Annotated in this window: 3 protein-coding genes and 1 pseudogene; 2 read left to right on the top strand and 2 right to left on the bottom strand. The window is 70.2% G+C overall.

What is annotated here, in order from left to right; translation table 11 throughout:
* Both HUU94_RS10345 and HUU94_RS10340 read left to right on the top strand, forming a co-directional pair.
* The coding region (locus HUU94_RS10345) for a peptide chain release factor-like protein (RefSeq protein ID WP_302480196.1) at positions 1–348 on the top strand (348 nt) is incomplete at its 5' end.
* A 119-nt stretch (positions 349–467) separates the two neighbouring features.
* The gene (locus HUU94_RS10340; RefSeq protein WP_174275003.1) at positions 468–1,151 is read left to right on the top strand and encodes a class I SAM-dependent methyltransferase; all 684 of its coding nucleotides are present in this window, start codon (positions 468–470) and stop codon (positions 1,149–1,151) included.
* A 125-nt stretch (positions 1,152–1,276) separates the two neighbouring features.
* On the opposite strand, the gene HUU94_RS10335 is transcribed toward HUU94_RS10340, so the two are convergent.
* Positions 1,277–2,482 (bottom strand): PQQ-dependent sugar dehydrogenase, encoded by a 1,206-nt coding sequence (locus HUU94_RS10335; RefSeq protein ID WP_174275002.1) that lies wholly within the window; start codon positions 2,480–2,482, stop codon positions 1,277–1,279.
* Positions 2,483–2,532: 50 nt separating this feature from the next.
* Positions 2,533–2,705 (bottom strand): annotated as a pseudogene (locus HUU94_RS12840) (ATP-binding protein); the annotation flags it as partial.

Here is a 2,705-nt window from a genome sequence, read left to right as displayed (position 1 = left end):
ATCACGCACATCCCCACCAACATCGTCGTCCAGTGCCAGAACCAGCGTTCGCAGCACAAGAACAAGGCCGAGGCGATGAAGCAATTGAAGGCGCGGCTCTACGAGGAGGAATTGCGCAAGCGCGAGCTGGAGGCCAACGCCACCGCCGCGAGCAAGACCGACATCGGCTGGGGCCACCAGATCCGCAGCTATGTCCTCCAGCCCTATCAGCTCGTGAAGGACCTCCGCACCGGCGTCACATCGACCGCGCCCGCCGACGTGCTCGACGGCGATCTCGATCGCTTCATGGCGGCGGCGCTGTCGCAGCGCGTGACCGGCGAGACCGTCGAAGTGGAGGATGTGGAATGAGCTTCGGCGTCGCCCCCAACCCGTTCGTCCCGAGCGCAGTCGAGGGACGCGCCACAAGCGAAACGCCCCTTGCCCGTACCTCGACCAGGCTCGGCACGAACGGATTCCGGGTTGCGGGCATGATAGCCGCCCTCCTCCTCGCCGCGTGCGGCCAGGCGCAGCCGCAAGCCAGGCGCGACGCCGCCGGCTTCCCCTTCCCCGATCGCCCCGTCGCCTCGATCGTCTCCAGCCGCTGGTCGACCGAGCCGCAGCGCGATCTCGCGCACGAGGCCGATGCGGTGATCGCCGCCGCGGGCGTCAGGCCGGGGATGAGCGTCGCCGATGTCGGCGCGGGGGAGGGCTATTATAGCGTCCGTCTCGCCAAGGCGGTGGGCGGGCGGGGCCGCGTCCTCGCCGAGGATATCGTCCCCGCCTATCGCGACGGGCTCGCCCGGCGCATCGCGCGCGAGCGGCTGGCCAATGTCTCGGTCACGCTCGGCAGGCCGGACGACGCCCGGCTCCCGCCGAACGGCTTCGACCGCATCTTCCTGATCCACATGTATCACGAGATCAGCGATCCCTACGCGCTGATGTGGCGGCTGCGCGCCGCGCTGCGCCCCGGCGGCCGCATCGTCATCGTCGACGCCGATCGCGACACCGCCTCGCACGGCACCCCGCCCGCGCTGCTCAAATGCGAGTTGGAAGCAGTCGGCTTCCGCCAGATCGCCCAACGCCCGATGCCCGCCGCCAGCGGCTATCTCGCGCTGTTCGAAGCGAGCGGCGAACCGCCCAGACCGGCGGCGATCGAGGCCTGCAAGGCCTAGCGGCTGTCCCGTTCAATCCCAACCGTCACCCCGGACTTGACCCGGGGTCCCGCTTCTTCCTCGACGTCGGCCAAGCAGCGGGACCCCGGCTCAAGGCCGGGGTGACGAAAGTCCAAGGACCGACGCTAACCCTTGGGCGTCAGCCGCAGCAGCCGTCCCGGCGCGCCATCCTCCAGCACCCACAGCGCGCCGTCCGGCCCTTCCACCACCTCGCGGATGCGGTGCTCCATGTCCCAGCGTTCGGCGGGGCGGGGCTTGCCCGCTTCGAAGGCGATGCGCGTGATCGAGTGGCTGACCAGTCCGCCGATGAACGCCGATCCGCGCCATGCCGGAAAGAGAGCGCCGCCATAGAAAGTGAAGCCCGCCGGCGCGATCACCGGGGTCCAGTAGATCGCGGGCTCCTGGAATTCGGGATGCGTCGGGTGCTGCGCGATCGGCACGCCGTCATAGTTCATCCCCCAAGACACCACGGGCCAGCCGTAATTCTTGCCCCGCTCGATCAGGTTGAGCTCGTCGCCGCCCCTCGGCCCCATCTCGGTTTCCCACAGCCTGCCCGCGGCATCGAAGGCGAGGCCGTAAGGATTGCGATGGCCCGTCGTCCACGTCTCGGCGGGCGTCAGGTTGGGCGAAGGCGTCTGCCCGGCCACCGCCACGGCACCCGCCACCGCGGCCGTATCCTTGGGCGGATCGAAGACGGGGACGCTCGCCGCCCCCGTCTTGCCGGCATCGGGATTGTCGGGCGCTGGCTTGCCGTCGAGCGTCAGGTGCAGGATCTTGCCCAGCGCCTGATCGGGATCCTGCGCCGGCGTGAAGCGCTGGCGCTCGCCGCTGGTGAGGAACAAAGATCGGCCGTCGGGCGCGAAGGCGATATAGCCGCCGAACTGGCCGCCCTTGCCACGGGGAAGCTGCCGCCAGACCACGCGGAGGTCGGCGAGCCGCGCGCCCTTGGCATCGAACCTGGCGAGCGCGAGCGCGAGCCCGGTTCCGCCGGGGCCGGGCTCCGAATAAGTCAGATAGACGCCGCCGTCGCGCGCGAAGCCGGGCGCCGCATAGACGCCGAGCAGCCCGCCCTGCGACGACAATTCCACCTTGGGCACGCCCGAGACCTCGGTCTTCGCGCCATCCTTGCCGACCAGCCAGAGCTTGCCCGCCTTCTCTGTGACCAGCATCCGGCCATCGGGCAGGAAGGCGATCTTCCACGGCAGCGTGAAGCTCGCGACCGGCGCCACGGCGAAGGGCAGCGCGCCGCTGGCCTTGTCGTTGCCCGCGTTGATTTGCGCGCAGGCTGGAGCGGCGGCCAGCAGCAGGGCGAGGGAAAACAGCGGGCGCATGGCGACTCCTGATCTGCACTTGGAAACGATAGACGGGGCGCTGGATATCGCTACCGGCCGCCCTTGAACAGACCGCCGAGCAGCCCGCGCAGCAATTGCCCGCCGATCTGCCCCGCCACCTGCCGCCCGACCGAGGAGGCGACCGATCGCGCCGCCGATTGCAGCATCTTGTCGGTGAGCGTCGGCCTGGCCGCCTCGCGCGCCGCCGCCGCCTGCGCGCGCG

The organism is Sphingomonas bacterium (assembly GCF_903644055.1).
In the GTDB taxonomy this organism is placed as follows: Bacteria; Pseudomonadota; Alphaproteobacteria; order Sphingomonadales; family Sphingomonadaceae; genus Sphingomonas_I.
Note: the sequence above shows the minus strand (reverse complement) of the source record. Positions and strands in the feature narration are given on the sequence as shown.

Coding starts and splice junctions, on each gene's coding strand:
- HUU94_RS10340 (WP_174275003.1), top strand. CDS start 468: ATGATAGCCGCCCTCCTCCTCGCCGCGTGCGGCCAGGCGCAGCCGCAA.
- HUU94_RS10335 (WP_174275002.1), bottom strand. CDS start 2,482: ATGCGCCCGCTGTTTTCCCTCGCCCTGCTGCTGGCCGCCGCTCCAGCC.